Source organism: uncultured Arcticibacterium sp. (genome assembly GCF_964021845.1).
Lineage (GTDB): Bacteria > Bacteroidota > Bacteroidia > Cytophagales > Spirosomataceae > Arcticibacterium.
Map to the genome: position 1 here is coordinate 50,477 of NZ_CAXHZC010000005.1, position 16,379 is coordinate 66,855.

General features: G+C 37.1%; 13 protein-coding genes. 5 read left to right on the forward strand and 8 right to left on the reverse strand.

Annotated features, from left to right (window positions below; all coding sequences use genetic code 11):
• Positions 1 to 4: 4 nt before the first annotated feature.
• The 5 genes from AADJ06_RS14760 to AADJ06_RS14780 form a co-directional block, all read right to left on the reverse strand.
• On the reverse strand, positions 5 to 3,310 hold the full coding sequence (locus AADJ06_RS14760; protein ID WP_341227246.1) for a SusC/RagA family TonB-linked outer membrane protein: 3,306 nt from the start codon (positions 3,308 to 3,310) through the stop codon (positions 5 to 7).
• A 383-nt stretch (positions 3,311 to 3,693) separates the two neighbouring features.
• The gene (gene mutS / locus AADJ06_RS14765) at positions 3,694 to 6,306 is read right to left on the reverse strand and encodes a DNA mismatch repair protein MutS (protein WP_341227247.1); all 2,613 of its coding nucleotides are present in this window, start codon (positions 6,304 to 6,306) and stop codon (positions 3,694 to 3,696) included.
• Between the two features lie 125 nt (positions 6,307 to 6,431).
• Positions 6,432 to 7,247 carry a sialate O-acetylesterase gene (locus AADJ06_RS14770; RefSeq protein ID WP_341227248.1) on the reverse strand — a complete coding sequence of 272 codons (816 nt, stop codon included), beginning with the start codon at positions 7,245 to 7,247 and terminating at the stop codon, positions 6,432 to 6,434.
• A 108-nt stretch (positions 7,248 to 7,355) separates the two neighbouring features.
• Positions 7,356 to 8,660 carry a UDP-N-acetylglucosamine 1-carboxyvinyltransferase gene (gene murA, locus AADJ06_RS14775; RefSeq protein ID WP_341227249.1) on the reverse strand — a complete coding sequence of 435 codons (1,305 nt, stop codon included), beginning with the start codon at positions 8,658 to 8,660 and terminating at the stop codon, positions 7,356 to 7,358.
• A gap of 24 nt (positions 8,661 to 8,684) precedes the next feature.
• Positions 8,685 to 9,353 (reverse strand): DUF4290 domain-containing protein, encoded by a 669-nt coding sequence (locus tag AADJ06_RS14780; RefSeq protein ID WP_341227250.1) that lies wholly within the window; start codon positions 9,351 to 9,353, stop codon positions 8,685 to 8,687.
• Between the two features lie 147 nt (positions 9,354 to 9,500).
• Here AADJ06_RS14780 and AADJ06_RS14785 point away from each other — a divergent pair, with 147 nt between their 5' ends.
• Both AADJ06_RS14785 and AADJ06_RS14790 read left to right on the forward strand, forming a co-directional pair.
• Positions 9,501 to 11,051: a family 10 glycosylhydrolase gene (locus tag AADJ06_RS14785; protein WP_341227251.1), complete on the forward strand. Its 1,551-nt coding sequence runs from the start codon at positions 9,501 to 9,503 to the stop codon at positions 11,049 to 11,051.
• A 6-nt stretch (positions 11,052 to 11,057) separates the two neighbouring features.
• The gene (locus AADJ06_RS14790) at positions 11,058 to 11,570 is read left to right on the forward strand and encodes a DinB family protein (protein ID WP_341227252.1); all 513 of its coding nucleotides are present in this window, start codon (positions 11,058 to 11,060) and stop codon (positions 11,568 to 11,570) included.
• A 6-nt stretch (positions 11,571 to 11,576) separates the two neighbouring features.
• Here the strand turns inward: AADJ06_RS14790 and AADJ06_RS14795 are convergent, their stop codons facing one another.
• Together AADJ06_RS14795 and AADJ06_RS14800 are read right to left on the reverse strand one after the other, a co-directional pair.
• Positions 11,577 to 12,485, reverse strand: a complete 909-nt coding sequence (locus AADJ06_RS14795; RefSeq protein WP_341227253.1) for a DUF58 domain-containing protein — start codon at positions 12,483 to 12,485, stop codon at positions 11,577 to 11,579.
• Between the two features lie 4 nt (positions 12,486 to 12,489).
• The gene (locus AADJ06_RS14800) at positions 12,490 to 12,954 is read right to left on the reverse strand and encodes a septal ring lytic transglycosylase RlpA family protein (protein ID WP_341227254.1); all 465 of its coding nucleotides are present in this window, start codon (positions 12,952 to 12,954) and stop codon (positions 12,490 to 12,492) included.
• Between the two features lie 243 nt (positions 12,955 to 13,197).
• Between AADJ06_RS14800 and AADJ06_RS14805 the strand changes: the two genes are divergently transcribed.
• On the forward strand, positions 13,198 to 13,584 hold the full coding sequence (locus AADJ06_RS14805) for a DUF3276 family protein (RefSeq protein WP_341227255.1): 387 nt from the start codon (positions 13,198 to 13,200) through the stop codon (positions 13,582 to 13,584).
• 1 nt (position 13,585) lies between these two features.
• Here AADJ06_RS14805 and AADJ06_RS14810 read toward each other — a convergent pair whose 3' ends face one another.
• Positions 13,586 to 14,227 (reverse strand): oxidoreductase, encoded by a 642-nt coding sequence (locus tag AADJ06_RS14810; protein ID WP_341227256.1) that lies wholly within the window; start codon positions 14,225 to 14,227, stop codon positions 13,586 to 13,588.
• A 146-nt stretch (positions 14,228 to 14,373) separates the two neighbouring features.
• Between AADJ06_RS14810 and AADJ06_RS14815 the strand changes: the two genes are divergently transcribed.
• Both AADJ06_RS14815 and AADJ06_RS14820 read left to right on the forward strand, forming a co-directional pair.
• The gene (locus AADJ06_RS14815; protein WP_341227257.1) at positions 14,374 to 15,630 is read left to right on the forward strand and encodes a HAMP domain-containing sensor histidine kinase; all 1,257 of its coding nucleotides are present in this window, start codon (positions 14,374 to 14,376) and stop codon (positions 15,628 to 15,630) included.
• Complete coding sequence (locus AADJ06_RS14820) at positions 15,630 to 16,313, forward strand: response regulator transcription factor (RefSeq protein WP_341227258.1); 684 nt, start codon at positions 15,630 to 15,632, stop codon at positions 16,311 to 16,313. The genes AADJ06_RS14815 and AADJ06_RS14820 overlap by 1 nt, the downstream gene beginning before the upstream one ends.
• Positions 16,314 to 16,379 lie beyond the last annotated feature (66 nt).

Genomic DNA, 16,379 nt, shown 5'->3' on the forward strand with positions numbered 1-16,379 from the left:
TTGATTAATAGTTAACTCTTAATGAGAATATGAAAGATCGTGTTCCTGGAGAATTAAAGTAATCCATGTTTCTTCCAGCTGGAACACCCGAAATGTTAGTGTCAGGGTCAATACCCACCACTTTGGTCCATAAAAGCAGATTACGGCCAGTGAGTGTAAATTCTAATGATTGTAGTTTGGTTTTTTCTTTGAATTTGGCAGAGTTTAATGCGTAAGAAACGGATGCCTGTCTAAGTCTTGTCCAGCTGCCGTCATCCACAAATTGCTCTTTTAAAGAGCCAAAACCACTACCCAATGTAGTGTACCATGCTTGATCCAGTAAAACATTTCCTGCTCCAAAATCTTCTAAATTACCCCTAACAGTGCTTCCTGCTGGAATAATTTGCCCTGCATAATTTTTAGTGTCTTCTGTTAGTGTAACTTCATTACCGGTGTCTGCATGTGTTCCAAAAGTATACATGACACCTCTAGTTCCATTGAAATAATCTGCTCCTTGAGATGTCTCAAAAAGCACATTAAGTGATAAGTTTTTCCATTTGACACTTGTTCCTAATCCTCCTATCCAATCTGGGTTTGGGTTGCCTACCACTCCTGTTACGGGGTCAGCTGTTGGAAATCCGTTGGCATCTAAAACTCTTTCACCTGACTCATCTACGGCGTATTTGCTGCTCCAAAAAACACCTACAGGCTCTCCTACAACTGCTCTGGCATCGAAGAAGTTATTGATACCGCCTTGTAGAAAAAGAGATTGGGTTCCTGCTAAGTCAAGTACCAAGCTTCTGTTTCTTGTGAAATTGGCATTCATACTCCAGTCAAAACTTCCTTTTTGAAGGATGTCATAACCCAATTCCATTTCAAGGCCTTTGTTTTGAAGTGAAGCTGCATTTGTATACTTGGTAGAGAAACCAGTGGTGGGGGCAAGGGTTACCGGCACAAGTACGTCTTCCACTTTATTGTAGTAATATGTGGCAGACATTTTTAGTTTACTCTTTAACAATCTTAGGTCAATTCCTACTTCATATTCTGTTTTTCTTTCAGGCTTTAAATATTGGTCTCCCAATGAACTGCCTTGGCTAAATGCACCATTCCCAAACTGAGAGCCAACCAAGTTATCTCCCCAAGGGCTAGCAGAGAAAGACGTGGAGGAGAAGATTGTATTTGATAAGTAAGGTAATGGTTGCACGCCTACAATTCCGTAGGATGCTCTTAGTTTTCCAAAGTTGAGAAAGGGTACGCTTTTGGCGAAGTCATGGTTTGTAAATAACCAAGCCACATCAGCAGATGGATAATAAAAAGTTTTATCGGCCAATTTGCCAAAAGTGGAAGCAGATTCGGCTGCTGCAGAAAGGTTTAAGAAAAGATAATCTTTGTAACCTAAATTGGCTGTGGCGTATGCACGGGCTGTTTTAACAGTACTTCTACTATTTATAGGAGCCTTATTTGTGGCTACTGCATTTGAAAAATTAGGAGGGGCGTCTGCTATTAGGAAGTTTGATATAGTAGCACCAATGTTAAAGTAATCGCGACTATTATAATTGGCTCCAACAATTAATGTTGAAAACAAATCTGGAGTAAGTTCTCCTGATATTCTGGCTAAAAGGTCTGTGTTTAACTGTGTTTCTTTTGTGATTTGGTCTTGATAAGAACCATTTCCAGCACCTCTAATCTCATTTACCGGGAAGTATCCTATCTGGTTGTCGGTATAGGTGTCAATTCCCATTCGGGCTATTAAATTTAACCACTTTACAGGTTCATAATTTAACTCTGCACTGTTGATAAACCTGTCTACATCAGTTGAGTTAGTTTGTTCATATAATGCCCATAGAGCATTGTTATTTGCTGGACTCGCAAGTGCACCTAAGTAACTTCTGTATCCTCTTTGTCTATTTTCTATTGGGGAGGCTAAAGGGCTTGAGTAATAGCTCCCTTTGTAATCAGAAATGTCAAAGTCAGGTGAATTTCTTGCTAGGCCTACCATACCACCCGAAAGGTTGTTTCCTCTCTGAACTCTGTCAGAAAAGCTTTTAACATAAGATGCGTTTACGCTTAGCTTAAGTTGGTCAGTAAATTGACGTTCGGTGTTTAATCTAATTGATGTTCTGTTATAGTTGCTGTTACCTCTTTGGATACCTTTTTGGCGTACATCACCTATACTAAAGAAAAATGTTCCTCTTTGGTCACCTCCACTTATACTTATAGCATTATCCCAGTAAGTACCTGTCCTGAAAACCTCATTAAAATTGGCTTCGTTATAGGTTTCGGTTGAGTTTTTTGTGATTATGGGGTAATACAAAGTGCCATCTTCGGCTTCGAAAAACTCTCCACTGGTATCTACCTCATCTGCTCCGCCTGCTCTATCAGATATTTTATCTCCCCAGGATAATGAAGTGTTAGGGTTGGCAACACCAGAGGAACCTTGACCAAAGGTTTCTTGGAAAGGATGGTACTTATTTATTTTATCTAAAGACATGGTAGAACTAAATGAAACAGACATTTTACCTTCATCTTTTCCTTTTTTAGTTGTTATAATGATTACGCCGTTAGCTGCCCTAGAACCCCATAAGGCCGCAGCAGAGGCACCTTTTAAAATCTGCATAGATTCTATATCACTAGGGTTTATGTCGTTTAGCCTTGACTGAGGTACCACGCCTCCGGAGCTTCCACCTTCTGTGGTGCTGCTAATGGGTACGCCATCCACTACTACCAATGGCTGCGAGTTTCCCGTAAGGGTGTTTTGACCTCTAATTTGAATAAATGATGCAGCTCCTGGGTCACCAGCTGCCCTAGAAATTTGAACCCCCGAAGCCTTTCCTGCTAAGCCGTTTATAAAGCTTGATTCACCAGATTTGACTATTTTATCACCACTAACTTTACTACTAGTAGAGCCCACTCTGTCTGCTTTTTCTTTAAAGCCCAAAGCTGTAACCACTACTTCTGATAATGTTTTATTAGATTCTCTTAATTTAACATCTAGAATTGTTTGGCTTCCTATACTTACTTCTTGAGTTTCATAGCCAATAGATGAGAAAACTAGAATGCCAGCATCTACATTAATGTTTAGTTGATATTTTCCTTCGGCATCTGTTAGGGTACCTACAGAAGTACCTTTTAAAACCACACTGACACCGGGAACTCCAAAGTTGGAGTCTCCATCCAGTACTTTTCCAGAAATTGATTTGACATTTAATTTCTGTTTAGTTTTTGAAAAGTCTTCCTTTTCAAGGTTTGGGTGTCTTCTTTCTGATGCAAACACTCCAGGACTGGAACCCAGAAATGATATCGCAAATACGATAGCGTAAATTTTTTTCATACTCAGTTTAACTTTTACGGTTTAGAATTAAAGAATTTTCATGTAATGCCTGACAAATGGTAAAAGCTATGCGGAATATGCTCACTAATGCCTCTGGAAGAGAACACTGTAGCGGTCCAGTATTTTTCCGTAGGTCTGAAGTATAAATACGTGGTAAATGAAGAATATTAAGTTATTATAATCCAATATTGTAAATTATAATATCGCTTTTTATTTAAAACTTAAAATAAAAACACAGTATAAGTCAATTTGTGCAAACTAATATTCTGTCGCGTCGTATTGTGTGATAATGACGCTTGAAAGACTTTCAGGAATGGTGTAAGAAAAAAAGCCTTGAGGGAATCAAGGCTTTCTGGGAAGAGTTTAAAAGAAAGAGTATGATTTTATTCCAACAGTTTTTTTAGCTCATTAAGCTTTAGTAAAGCCTCAATCGGGGATAAAGTATTAACATCAATACTCTCCATTTTCTCTTTCAATTCCTGCATTTTTGGGTCAGGAGCGTCAAAGAAACTAAGTTGAAAATTATCTTTAGGAGCCTCTCTTATTTTCTCTTTATTTTTTTCTTTGATATTATCTTTTTCTAAGTGTAGTAAGATTTCGCTAGCTCGTAGCACAATAGATTGCGGCATTCCCGCTATTTGAGCCACATGAATACCAAAACTGTGTTCGCTACCGCCTTCTTTTAGTTTCCGTAGAAAAACAACCTTCCCATTAACTTCTTTAACCGCCACATTAAAATTCTTGATTCTATCAAAGTCTTCGGTGAGTTGGTTTAATTCATGATAATGCGTGGCAAATAAGGTTCGTGGCTTGAACTTTTGATTGTTATGTAGGTATTCAGAAATGCTCCAAGCTATACTTACACCGTCATAAGTACTAGTTCCACGGCCTATTTCGTCCATGATTACCAAGCTTTTTTCACTTAAATTATTAAGAATAGAAGCCGTTTCGGTCATTTCCACCATAAAGGTAGATTCCCCCCTTGAGAGGTTGTCGCTAGCACCTACGCGTGTAAATATTTTATCAACTAATCCTATTCGGGCTGCCTCGGCAGGAACAAAACTTCCTATTTGAGCCATTAACACTATTAAAGCTGTCTGTCTTAGTAGAGCCGACTTACCTGCCATATTAGGTCCCGTTACTATGATGATTTGTTGGTCATCGTCATTAAGTATCAAATCATTGGGTACATAGCTTTCCCCAGGAGGAAGCTGTTTTTCAATAACTGGATGACGCCCGTCTTTAATGTTAATAATACTGCTTTCTTCTAAATCAGGTTTGCAATAGTGGTTTTGATTTGCAATTACCGCAAATGAAGCCAAAGCGTCTAAAGCAGAAATAACTCTGGCGTTTTGTTGAATTTGCGATACAAATTCGCCCGCCGCAATAACAAGTTCATTATAGATCTTAAACTCGATATCAAAAATCTTACTCTCGGCAGTTAAGATTTTTTCTTCGTAAACCTTTAATTCTTCTGTAATGTACCTTTCGGCGTTTACTAAGGTCTGCTTTCTAATCCACTCGGCTGGAACTTTATCTTTATGAGCGTTTGAAACCTCTAAATAGTATCCAAAAACTTTATTATAGGCTATTTTTAGAGATGTGATTCCTGTATTGCCAGATTCTCTTCTTTGAATACCGAGTAAGAAGTCTTTGCCAGAAAATGCTATTTCATGGTATTCATCTAGTACAGGGTCAACCCCAGTTTTAATCATGCCGCCTTTGTTACTAACATGAGGAGCATCGTCTTTAATCTGGGTAGAAATTAAATCAACTAAGAATTTACAGTCGGCTAGTTGGTCTGCGTATTTTTTGAAAATAGGATTTTCTTTGCTGAGTTTTTCTAAAACTTCTTTTAGCGGAGCCATTTGTTTAAGAGCTCTGTTGAGCTGCACTATTTCACGAGGGCTAATTCTGCGTACAGCTACTTTAGAAATTAGTCTTTCTAAATCGCCAATGGGCTTTAGAAGAGCCTGAATTTCTTCTAGTTGCTCTGGCTCTTTCACAAAAACCTCTACCGTGTCTTGCCTATCTTGAATCGGTTTTAGTTCTTTTAACGGTAAGACTACCCACTTTCTGAGGCAACGAGCACCCATAGGGGTTATAGTTTGATCTAAAATGTCAATCAAAGGAACACCGCCTTCGTGCTGTGGAAAGACCAACTCTAGATTTCTTATGGTAAACTTATCAAGCCAAACGAACTTGTCTTCATCAAGCCTCGCTAAGCTAGAAATGTGATTGATTTCTCGGTGTTCTGTGTCTTCTAGGTATTGTAATATTACTCCAGCTGCCGTTACGCCATCTTTAAGGTTTTCAATTCCAAAACCCTTTAAAGTAGTCGTTTTAAAATGTTTGGTCAGAATAGGGAAGGCGAAATCATATGTATAGGCCCAGTCATCAAAAGTGTAGGTGTTAAATCTATCACCAAAAGTTTCTTTGAATTTTGCATTATTTTGCTTGCAATAAAGAACTTCGGCGGGTGCGAAGCTTTGCAATAGTTTATCAATATATGAAGCTGAACCTTCGGTACATGAAAACTCTCCTGTGGAGATATCTAAGAAAGAGATACCAAAGTTATCTTTTGAGCCAAAATGAATAGAAGCTAGGTAATTATTCTGTTTGGTTTCTAGTACGTTATCATTATAAGAAACTCCAGGTGTAACTAGTTCAGTAACACCACGTTTTACTATCCCTTTAACGGTTTTTGGGTCTTCTAGTTGGTCACAGATGGCAACTCTCTCACCTGCACGGACCAACTTTGGCAAGTAGGTGTCTAAGGAATGATGCGGGAAACCAGCCAACTCTTGATTCGCACCGCCGTTATTTCGTTTCGTTAAAACTATTCCTAAAATCTTAGAAGCTTTTATGGCGTCTTCGCCAAAGGTCTCGTAAAAATCGCCTACCCTAAAGAGCAGTAAGGCACCTGGGTATTTGACCTTTATTTGATTGTATTGCTTGTTTAATGGAGTTTCCTTTTTTGGTTTGGATTTGGCCATTTAGATTTTGAAAACAAATGTTTTATAGATTCACTAAGTTTCCAAAATTAGCTAAATTTTGATGGAATTGATATCAATTATTCTTCTTTTAAGGATTGACATAGCTCAATAAATCCTTGAAAGCTTTATTTGTCCATCAGTAAATATTTCTGAGCAAATCGCTTTCCCATTTCACGCTGTCCTTCTGAATTAAAGTGAATGAAATCGCCTTTGTGATTAAGGTCTTGGGTGTGAATGAAATCAGTATATTTGGCTGCAGCGGAATAGCGGTGAATTTTAGAGTTTATCTTTTGCCAATATTCGTTTGATTTTGAGTAGCTACCTATTTCACCCATAATAATCGGAATTTTTTTATTGCCAATTTCCTTTCTGAATTGTTTAAAAAGATTTTCAATCCTGCTACTATAATCAGGGAGGAAACCTTCATTGGCATCACTTTCGCCTTGGTGCCATATAATACCTTTGATGTTTCCATAGTTTTTTGCGAAAGCTACTTTTTCTTTGAAATTGGTAAAAAGCTGAACTCCTCTATAGGTTGAGTCGCCGAGCCATTGTGTAGTAGAGCTACCGCCAATAGCTACTGGAAGTATTAGAATGCTAACATCTTCCGGGATATTTGGAAGTAAGTTTTTTGCAAATGACATTCCGCAGTCAAGTCCAGTCAAATTAGGTTCGTACCAGTGAAGGGGTTCTTTGGCTTTAATTAACTGCCTATTTTTATTCAGGGTGAGAATTCTAGCATTACTTATAGTGTCTTGTGGTTCTACAAAACCCCTCCCTGCCATATTGGACTGACCAGCCATGATAAATACCCAGACTTTACTTTTGTTGGGTATTTTAGATACTTTTTCTTCCAGCTTTGGGAAGTTTTGTTTCCTATTATCCTGTGAAAAACAGTTTATAGAAAGTGTAAATAGGAGTAAGGTAAATGTCTTTTTCATTTAATATGGGTTGAGCTTATAAATGTAAGACAAATCAACTTTAAAGTCTAGCTATAAAAAAAGGAGAGCGGTTAAACTCTCCTTTCAAATATATGTTTTGAAAATAGCTTACACTCGAACTATTTCAGCACCGATAGCATTTAGACGGTCGTCAATGTTTTGATATCCTCGGTCAATCTGCTCTATATTGTCAATAATACTAGTTCCGTCAGCAGAAAGTGCAGCTATTAAAAGAGCAACACCTGCTCTAATATCAGGTGAAGTCATTCTGATTCCCTTTAGGTTATGAGAGCGATTTAAGCCAACAACAGTTGCTCTGTGTGGGTCACAAAGAATAATTTGCCCACCCATGTCAATAAGCTTATCCACGAAAAATAAACGGCTTTCAAACATCTTCTGATGTACTAGGAGTGTTCCTTTTGACTGTATGGCAGTGACTAAGATTATAGATATTAAGTCAGGTGTAAAGCCTGGCCAAGGAGCATCATAAATAGTTAATATCGAGCCGTCAATCAAAGTGTTGATTTCGTAGTTCTCTTGAGCAGGAATATAAATATCATCACCTCTAAATTCCATTTCAATACCTAATTTTTTGAAAGTGGCAGGTATGATTCCAAGTTCTTTTATTTGACAGTTTTTGATGGTGATTTCTGACTTTGTCATTGCCGCTAGGCCAATGAAACTACCAATCTCAATCATATCTGGAAGCATGGTGTGCTCACAGCCACTCATTTCTTCTACACCTTCAATAGTCAAAAGATTAGAACCCACACCAGAGATTTTAGCTCCCATGCGATTCAGCATTTTGCAAAGCTGCTGTAAATATGGCTCACATGCCGCGTTATAAACGGTGGTAGTGCCTTTGGTCATAACTGCGGCCATAACCACGTTGGCAGTACCGGTAACAGATATTTCATCCATCCATACATAACCACCTTCCATGTTTTCTCCTTCTACCGTATAGAAAGCGTCATCGGCTTCATACGTAAAAGTGGCTCCTAGCTTTTGGAAGCCTACAAAGTGCGTATCAAGAGGTCTTCTACCGATCTTGTCTCCGCCTGGTCTTGGTGCTTTTCCTTTAGAAAAACGAGCCAACATAGGTCCTAAAAGCATGATAGAGCCTCTTAAAGAAGAAGCTTTTTCTTTATAAGCATCAGTTTCGAAGTAATCAAAGTTAACCTCAGATGCTTCAAACCTATAAGAGCCTTCTCCTAGTTTTGTACGTTTTACACCCATGTCTTCTAAAAGCTCCATGAGTTTATTTACATCCCTAATATTAGGAATGTTATGAATTTCTACCGCTTCTTTGGTAAGAATGACGGCACAAAGAATTTGAAGAGCTTCGTTTTTTGCTCCTTGTGGTGTTAATTCTCCTTGAAGTTTTTTGCCACCTGTTATTTTAAATGAAGACATTAATTAGGAAAGATTAGTTAGCGATTAGTATCTACGGCGTTGTTTATACTTACCGCTTTTGTTTTTGTTGTTTTTGTATCTTTTACCACCGTTAGAGTTTCCGCCAGATTGATTTTTACGGAAAGTTTGGGCATTGTTAAACCTATTTGGAACGCGGTTGCCATCCTTAGGGTTTGCGTCAGGTACCAGACCATCTTTTCTTATGGCATCTACTTCGGCTTGAAGTTTAAAACCAGACATTTGGAGAATTTGCTGTAAAACAGTCTCCGTTTGAATATTGTCTTTATTCCATGCTAAGAAAGAGTTTTGCATCAACTTTACCAAGTAAGAAACAAAAGCTTTACGCTCGTCAAAAGACTCCGTAGCTACTGCTTTAAGCACTAATAGCTCAATATTTCTTCCGTAATATTTGTGTTTCAGATTGCTTTGTCTATAAGGCATTTTAGGTGGTCTTTTACCTAAAATTTCTTTTGGAGGAGGAGGAAAAGGGCTGTCCACATCAAGGTCAAAGTTTGCCATGATATAGAGGTCATCCCACAATTTTTTAGAATAGTCATTTCCATCTCTCATTTGAGGATGAATCTGACGCATTAGTTCTATTAATATATGTGCGTGTTTGGTGCGTTTGTCCTTGTCTGGTACAGAAATTACATGCTCCACCAGCTTTTGGATATTGCTTCCGTATTCTTTCATACTTTACTGTTGGGAAATTTTCGTTTGTTTAAAACGATAAAACTTTTTAGAGAGTTTGCTCTCTTATGTTAACGAAGCAAATGTAGCAAAAAATACTTTAATCATTCTTTTTGTGGTATTTTTAAGCCGAAATAAATAGTGCAATTGATGCCAAAACTGCTTGCTTCGGCTACATTACTCATCGTTTTATTTTATTCTTGTTCAAAAAAGCCTCTAGAATCATTTCAAAAAGAAGTGGAGGTACCTGAATTTAAGGCTGTCAATGTTAAAACCAGTATTCCTAAAAGAGAGTTTAGAGGTGCTTGGGTAGCCACTATTGCTAATATTGACTGGCCTAGTCAGAAAGGGCTTAGTTCAGAAGTTCAGAAAAAGGAGTTTCGGGATATTGTAAAACACCATAAAGGAAGGGGAATAAATGCTTTGATTGTTCAGGTTAGAGCAGCTTCAGATGCGTTTTATGCTAAAAGTAAGGAACCGTGGTCTGAATGGCTTATGGGTGAGCAGGGTAAAGGTCCTCAACCGTTTTATGACCCATTAGAGTTTATGATTGAGGAGGCTCATCAAGAGGGTTTGGAATTTCATGCATGGTTAAACTTAAATAGAGGAAAGCACCGTTTGGCGGGTTCGGTGATGAATAATCATTTGATTTATACCAAGCCAGAGTGGTTTATAGGTTATGGAGATTACCAACTTTATAACTTTGGATTGCCGGAAGTGCGATCATACATTATAGATGTAGTCATGAATATTGTAAGGGAATATGATGTGGACGGGATTCACTTTGATGATTATTTTTACCCTTATAAAGTCACTGGTTTAGAGCTAGAAGATCATGCCGCTTTTGCGAAGTATCCTAATGGTTTTAGAAATATAGAGGATTGGCGAAGAAATAATATTGACTTGATTATCAAGGGGATATCCGATGCTATAAAGCGTGAGAAGAGTTGGGTTAGCTTTGGGATAAGCCCTTTTGGTGTTTGGCGAAATAGGTCGGATGATCCTCTGGGCTCAGAAACTAAGGGTGGGCAGCCATCCTATGATTTACTATTTGCAGATACTAGAAAATGGGCCATAGAGGGTTGGATTGATTATATAGCTCCGCAAATCTATTTTCCTTTTGAACATAATTTAGTGCCTTATGGTACTTTGACGGATTGGTGGACTAAAAACCACGGAAAAGCCAAACTATATATAGGGCATGGGGTTTATAGAGTTGAGGGAAATTCTAGCACTAAAGCCTGGAAAGACCCAAATCAAATTCCACGACAAGTTGACTATAATAGGTATAGTTCAGGTGTAGACGGGAGTATATTTTACAATACAAATACTTTCATTAAGAATAACCTTGGTTTGGCAGACTCTATAGCCACCCGATATAAATATCCTGCATTGGTACCTGAAGTTAATGGCTTGGGTAAAGGGCAAGTTCAAACACCGAAAGGCTTATTACTGACTAATATTAAGGAAGGTGTAAAACTTTCATGGGAAAATGAAAAGCCTGTAGGGTTTAAAAATGTAGTTTATAGATTTAAAGAAGGGGAGGCTTTAAATGCGGGTGACCCTAAACATATTTTGGCAATAACTTTAAGTAGCGAATATATTGACAAAACAAGACGCACAAATACAGTTTATATTTATATGGTAACTACCGTCAATAGATGGAATAAGGAAAGCGAACCTATTTTTATTAGACATTAAGTCATTATGAAAGATAAATTAATTGAAAGCTTTAAGTCATATATTGAAAGTTTAGATTCATATTCTGACGAGGAATTTGCGTTTAAGTATTCGCCTGATATTTGGTCACTAGCCCAAATGTATGAGCACCTTCAAGTGACGGGGTTTGTGTTCTTTTTGGCCAATATAAATAGGTGTTTGGAACATCGCAAAGGACAATTAGGTGGAACGCCGAGTGAATCAGGTAATTTCGTTTTGAAAAATAATGGTTTTCCTCTAAAACAGAAGTTTAAAAGACCTGATGCCGAGATAAATCCTGTAATAACAGGACAAAGTATTGCTCATTATAAAGAAGGTTTTAAGAAGTTACAGGGAGCTCTTCTGGCTACTATAGAAGCTGTAGAGCAAGATGCCGGGGAGTATAGAACCAATCACTTTTATTTTGGCATGCTCAATGCGAAAGAGTGGTTATTGAATACTGAGTTTCATTTACGGCATCATTTAACTCAAAAAGAAGAACTGGAGTCTTATTTGAGATAGAATTGTTTATTTCATTTTTGCTCTGCGAGTCAAAAATGCAGCCATTACTTGATCAAAGCCTTGATTAATATCGGCCTCTACGAAGTCAATTTTATATTGGCCGCATTTTAATCTTAAGTCCTTATAAAAACTTTGAACGGCCGTTTTGTATTGGTCTTTTACTTGGGAAGGTTGTGCTCTTACTTTTTCACCAGTTTCTACATCAATAAATTCGTAAGGGCGTTCATCAAAGTTAAAGTCACGTTCTGTACTTTGCTCTGTTACATGGAAAATAAGCACTTCATGTTTGTTGTGTTTGAGATGTTGTAAGGCAGAAAAGATGGTAGTTAAGTCATCCATTTTTTCAAACATATCACTGAATATAACTACCAGAGAGCGTTTATGAATGGAGTCGGCTATTAGGTGCAAGGTATCTGCTACAGCGGAGGTTTTATTGGTCTGCTCCTGCGTCATGAGTTTTTCTAACTCCACATAAATCTGATGAATATGCCCACCCGTAGACTTTACTGCAGTTTGCACCTCAATTTTATCAGAAAATGCCGTTAAACTTACCGCGTCACGCTGCTTTTTCATGAGGTTTGCCAAGGTGGCAGCCGCCAAACAGCTGAAGGTTAGTTTGCCATTGTTTTTGGCTGGGTAATACATAGAAGAAGAGCTGTCAATTAGAAGGTGACATCTTAAATTAGTCTCTTCTTCATATCGTTTAACGAAGAGTCTGTCAGTTTTGCCAAATACCTTCCAGTCAATGTGTTTTGTACTTTCACCTGAGTTGTAAAGCCGATGTTCAGCAAATTCTACCGAGAAGCCATGAAATGGAGACTTATGTAAGCCGGTAATAAAACCTTCCACCATTTGTCTGGCTAAAAGCTCCAGATTACCATATTCTCTTACTTTTCCTAAATCTAGTTTCTCCATGTTATTATTTGAGCCAGTCAGCCACTTCTTCCATTACTTCCGAATTCAAAATTCTTGAAAATGGACTTGTAGACTTTATATATACTTTGCCGTTTTCACCCACCACAGTGGCCTCTATATCAATTACGCCACTATCTCTCATTTTTAAAGCTTTGGCGGCTCCGGCCGAAACGTCTAAAACTCTTCCTTTAACAAAAGGGCCGCGGTCATTAACTCTAACTACTACTTGCATTCCATTTTCAGGATTTCGGACTTCTAACATTGTACCGAAAGGTAGATTTTTATGAGCACAGGTAAATGCATTTTGGTCCATTTTTTCACCGTTTGCCGTTGTTTTTCCATGAAATCTTGGTCCGTAAAAAGAGGCCTTGCCCTTAAATTCGGTTCCTAAGAAAGGTTCATAGTTAACTGTCTCTGGTTCACCAGGAGAAAATAAGCTGAGTATGAAAATAAATGAAATGATTTTCACATTGTTAGGCATTGTTCCAAATACAAAGTTAAATAAATTGAGGGCGGTGGTTAATTATGGGTGCTAATATTTGTTAAAATGATTATTGAAAAATAAGTAATAGATTCTATAATGGCTATAAAAACGCCGATTATGAGTTTAGTTTGATGTTGTAGAATCTAATCTTGTCGTTGTTTTTTTTGGGTATATCGAATAAAAAACTATTTTTGACTTCAATATTAACCTTCAAACCCTACTTATAAAGTGCAAAACGAAGAGAGAGAAATGATATACTCAAAGCGAGTACGTGCAGGGAAACGCACCTATTTTTTTGATGTAAGAGCAACAAGAGCAAATGATTATTACTTAACGGTTACGGAAAGTAGAAGACAGCAGCGAGACGGAGACTTTTTTTACGAGAAAAGTAAAATGTTTATTTATAAGGAGGACTTTAACAAGTTTGTTGATGCTCTTCAAGAAACAGTAGATCACATCAAAACTGAATTATTGCCTGATTTTGATTTTGAACAGTTTGATAATAAAGAAGAAACTGAAAAAGTGGTAGAAATTGCTCCAGCCGTGGAAAAAGTAAAAGAAGATACAGTTATAGATTCAGATGCCTTTGGGGATTCTGAATTAAAGTGGGAATAGATTAATACATTTTGTCAGATTCAATTTCAGAAAGACCCTCTTTGGGTCTTTTTGCATATTCAAGCATTGCTAAGGCTACTTTGTCAACATGAATGGCTTTGTATTTCTTTGGGATAAGGAAATCGAAAACCTTCATAAATATTTGTCCTATTTTTTCTCCAATTCTACTTTCTTTTCTATTTCCTACTAGCATTGAAGGTCTAAAAATTCCAATATGTTGAAAATTAATATTTTTTAGTTCTTCTTCAAGCTCGCCTTTCACCTGATTATAGAAAAAACTGGAATTTTTATTTGAGCCCATAGAAGTTACTATGGCAAATAGTCTTGCACCATTATTAAAAGACTGGTTTGCTATTTGGAGCGGATATTCTTTGTCTACACGTTTAAAGGCCTCTTTAGATCCGGCGGTCTTTATGGTCGTACCTAATGTGCAGAATATATCATCAGCTTTTAACTCTAAGGTGCCTATTTTATCAAAGTTTATAACTTTTTGTTCTAACAACGGGTGTTGTAATTCTAATGGGCGTCTTACTAAAATTGTGATTTTGCTATATTCATTACTATTTAGGAGCTGTTGTAGTAGAGTTTGGCCGATGAGGCCCGAAGCACCTGCAAGTAAAGCTGTTTTTTTATCTGTTGACATATTGATTTAACTTAAGGGGTATTACTATTTAACTCCGAAGCTTGGTTTTTAGTTTGGCAAATAATGTAGAAAGCTAGTTTAGAGTTAGTTTAAGTCATTTTATCTTATATTTGTCTTAATAAAGACTTTCCATAAAAAAACCGAATTTGACACGTAACGCTATACGTCTGATCATAATTACTGGTAGTTTAGCTATTGCCGCCATAATTGGGATCCAAATATTTTGGGTCAAGCGGGCATATGATATTGAAAATGACCGTTTTAGGCAGTCAGCTGTGGAGGCCTTAAATGAGGTCGCGAATAATATCTCCAGAATTTACGAACTGAAAGAAATTGAGACTCCAGTAGAGAGGCTTGAAGATGATTATTATGTAGTTAATTTAAGAACTCCATTAGATGCTCCTGTTTTAGAACATTATTTGAGGCAAGAGTTCAAAAAACATGATGTGAATACTAGTTTTGAGTATGGTATTTATGACTGTGATACTGATGAGATAAGATATGGAGGGAGTGTAAATGCCAACTTTGAAATAGATCATATAGAGCCAACTATCTTACCAAAGACAGATAAATTTTTGAATTACTTTGGTGTTAGATTTCCTTCGAAAGGGAGTTTTTTGTTCCAAAATCTAGATTTTTGGATCTTGTCTTCGTTTATAACTTTATTGATTACTGGTTTCTTCGTTTATGCCATGTTTGTGATTTTAAGGCAGAAGAAGCTGAGTGAAGTTCAGCGTGATTTTGTAAATAACATGACGCATGAGTTTCAAACGCCTATCTCTACCATAAGGGTAGCTACAGATGTGCTGGCACAAGATAAGATTATGGAACAGCCCGAAAGAATGAAGAGGTATGTTCAGATAATCAAACAAGAGAATCTACGATTAAAAAACCAAGTTGAAACAGTTTTGACCACAGCCAAAGTGGGTAAAGGAAAGTTGGAACTTAACATACAGTTACAAGAACTTCACTTGCTGTTATCGGAGGTATTAGAGAGTGTTAAATTAGAAATAGGTAATGGTTTGACTTTAAAATTGAATGCCGTGCAGACTTCTATTTATGCGGATAAGGTTCACCTTTTGAGTGTTGTGCGAAACTTGGTAGAAAACGCTATTAAGTATTCTAAAAAGCCAGCCGACATAACTGTGGTTACGAGGAATGATGATACTGGTGTAGTACTTGAGGTTAGGGACATGGGTATAGGAATTCCAGAGGAATATTTAGGAAAAATATTTAATAAGTTTTATAGAGTACCAACGGGCAATGTACACAATGTGAAGGGTTTTGGGCTTGGTCTAAATTATGTAGAGCAAATAGTTAAAGCTCACAAATGGAAAATTAACGTAGAAAGTGAATACGGTGTGGGCACCGTATTCAGAATTAATATACCCCAAGAGAAATAATGGCAAAGATACTGTATGTAGAAGATGACCAAAACTTAAGTTATGTTATCAAAGATAATTTAGAGGAAGAGGGTTTTGAGATTTCGCATTATGCGGATGGAAAAGAGGCCTTGAAGAACTTTCAAAAAGAGAAATTTGATTTATGCCTTTTAGACGTCATGCTTCCAGAATTGGATGGCTTTTCTTTGGCTGAAAAGATTAGGGAACAAAATGAGCAAATACCTATTATTTTCTTGACAGCAAAGGTTTTACAAGAAGATAAAATAGAAGGGCTTAAAATTGGAGGCGATGACTATATAACAAAGCCCTTTAGCATAGAAGAACTTATGCTAAGAATTAAAGTGTTTTTAAAAAGGAGCACGGTTTCTGATATTGAAGATGAACAAAATGAGTATAAAATTGGAAAGTATAATTTTAGCTTTTCGCAACTGATTTTAGATTCTGACGATGGTATAAAAAAACTAACACACAGAGAAGCGGAAGTGCTTAAATACCTTTGTGATAGGAGAGATTCTGTTATTAAGAGAGAAGATATATTGACCAAAATTTGGGGTAGAGATGATTATTTCTTAGGAAGAAGTTTAGATGTTTTTATTACTAGATTAAGAAAAATGCTGGCACCAGACGAATCACTTAAAATTGAAAATGTTCATGGGGTAGGGTTTAGATTTGTAACAGAATAAGTTTTGAGTTGACAGCCTTTTTTTGGGCTGTTTTCTTTTCCGAAAAAATATGACTAAATTTGACAT